General features: G+C 42.7%; 2 protein-coding genes. Both read right to left on the minus strand.

Annotated features, from left to right (window positions below; genetic code table 11):
* Positions 1–67: 67 nt before the first annotated feature.
* Positions 68–787 carry a tetratricopeptide repeat protein gene (locus ACTHS3_RS12060; RefSeq protein WP_070606642.1) on the minus strand — a complete coding sequence of 240 codons (720 nt, stop codon included), beginning with the start codon at positions 785–787 and terminating at the stop codon, positions 68–70.
* Positions 788–860: 73 nt separating this feature from the next.
* Positions 861–1,781, minus strand: coding sequence for an SEL1-like repeat protein (locus ACTHS3_RS12065; RefSeq protein ID WP_070606645.1), 921 nt, complete (start codon positions 1,779–1,781; stop codon positions 861–863).
* Positions 1,782–1,961 lie beyond the last annotated feature (180 nt).

Below are 1,961 nucleotides of genomic sequence, written 5' to 3' on the forward strand. Positions count from 1 at the left end.
ATTTTTTTATTTTGAAAAGTCATTTTGGTTTTGTCCTAAGTTTTTCAGACGGCCTTTGAATAAGGATTCAATATCCTGCCTGATTCAATTTTCGATAAGCATCACAACCTTGTTGTAGTCCGTTATCACAGGCCTTATCAAACCACTCTTTGGCAGTTTTATAGTTCTGACGAACACCTTCTCCGTTGGCATACATCACACCAAAATTATATTGGGCTAGAGCATTTCCTTGTTCTTCTGCCTTACGAAACCATTTGATTGCTTCTGCATAATTTTGGCGGACTCCTTGTCCTTCCTTATACATCACACCCAAATTAGATTGGGCTAGACCATACCCTTGTTCTGCCGCCTTCCGATACCATTTGACCGCTTCAACATAGTCTTTGCGGACACCTTGTCCTTCACGATACATCTGACCAAGATTGTATTGGGCAACAGCATACCCTTGTTCTGCCGCCTTCCGATACCACTGCACTGCCTGTGCATAATCTTGACAGACGCCTTGCCCTTGAGCATACATCACACCCAAATTGTATTGGGCTTGTGCATACCCTTGTTCTGCCGCCTTCCGATACCACTGCACTGCTTGTGCATAATCTTGACGGACTCCCTGTCCTTTGGCATACATCACACCTAAAAGATATTGGGCTAGAGCATTTCCTTGCTCCGCTTCTTGCTTCGCAACTTGAAACGTTTCCTTAAAATCCGGCACATTATCAGCCCAAACTGCCTGCACCAAGCCCAAAGATAACAGGGCTACCATCATTTTTTTTAATAATTTATTCATTTTAAAATCCATTACATTCAGATTATTGTTTCTGTTTTATCCTAGTTTTTTCAGACGGCATTTCATAAACCGCTCAATACCCCGATTCTAAACGACGGTAACCGTCACATCCTAGCTGATTACCGTTATTACATGCCATACCGAGCCACGCTTTGGCAACTCTTAGATTTTGGCGGACACCTTGTCCATTAGCATACATCGCACCCACATTGTATTGGGCTTTGACATGACCTTGCATTGCTGCCTTTTCAATCCACTTCACTGCCTGCACATAGTTTTGACGGACTCCTTGTCCATTGGCATACATCACACCTAAATTATATTGGGCTTTGACATCACCCTGCTTTGTAGCTTTACGATACCATTTAACCGCTTCGACATAGTCTTGGCGTACACCTTGTCCGTCGGTATACATCACACCTAAATTATATTGGGCTTGAGCATCACCCTGTTCTGCCGCTTTTCTATACCATTTTGCCGCTTCGACATAGTCTTGGATCATACCTTGCCCATTAGCATACATCACACCTAAATTAAGTTGGGCTTCAGCACTTCCTTGTTCCGCTGCCTTATGGAACCATTTCGCCGCTTCAGCATAGTCTTGATGTACGCCTTGTCCGTTGACATACATTACACCCAAATTGGATTGGGCAGCTGCATCCCCTTGTTCTGCTGCCTTGCGAAACCACCGCACTGCCTCTACATAATCCTGGCGCACACCTTTTCCGTTGACATACATCAACCCCAAATTAGATTGTGCTCGGGTATCTCCCTGTTTCGCTGCTTTACGATACCACTTGACCGCTTCAGCATAGTCTTGGCGCACGCCTTGTCCATCAGCATACATTACACCCAAAATATATTGAGCAGGAACATAACCTTGTTCCGCCACCCACAAAATTTTCTGAACTTCAGGAACCTCTTCCGCATACACTGTTTGTCCTATACCGAAAACCAGCAAGGCTACCATCATTTTTTTTAATAATTTATTCATTTTAAAATCCATTACATTCAAATTATTATTTCTGTTTTATCCTAGTTTTTCAGACTGCCTTTAGTAAAGATTCAATATCCTTCCTGATCCAATTGACGATAAACATCACAACTTTGCTTGTCTCCATTAGCACAAGCCTTCTTAAACCATTCTTTAGCAACTATTTTACTTTGACGTACA

The sequence above is a fragment of the Neisseria sp. P0009.S007 genome (assembly GCF_051962515.1).